This is a genomic window from Chryseobacterium urinae (assembly GCF_030518295.1).
Classification (GTDB): domain Bacteria; phylum Bacteroidota; class Bacteroidia; order Flavobacteriales; family Weeksellaceae; genus Chryseobacterium; species Chryseobacterium mucoviscidosis.
In genome coordinates, this window is sequence record NZ_JAULSJ010000106.1 from 1 (window position 1) to 384 (window position 384).

1 protein-coding gene is annotated in these 384 nt (G+C 40.9%); it reads left to right on the forward strand.

What is annotated here, in order from left to right; all coding sequences use genetic code 11:
- Positions 1-384: IS91 family transposase (locus QWT87_RS21175; protein ID WP_302718734.1), on the forward strand; the 384-nt coding region annotated here is incomplete at both ends.

Below are 384 nucleotides of genomic sequence, written 5' to 3' on the forward strand. Positions count from 1 at the left end.
CTGAGCCTTCATCCGCATTTGCACTGCATTGTTCCGGGCGGTGGAGTGGATGAAAGCGGAGCTTGGAAAAATCTACGTTCAGACGGCAAATTTTTGTTTCCGGTAAAGGCTTTGAGTAAAGTTTTCAGGGCTAAATTTTGTGAGAAATTAAAAGATAAAAACTTTGAAGAGTATACCAAAATCAGGCAAAATCTGTGGGAAAAGTCTTGGGTTGTTTACGCCAAAAAGCCTTTTGGAAGCCCAAAATCTGTGGTAGAATATTTGGGCAGATACACGCATAAAATCGCCATCAGCAACCAGAGAATCAGGAAAATTGACGCGGAAACGGTAACTTTTTCTTACAAAGATTACCGCCAAAAAGGCATCAAAAAGCAGATGGTTTTG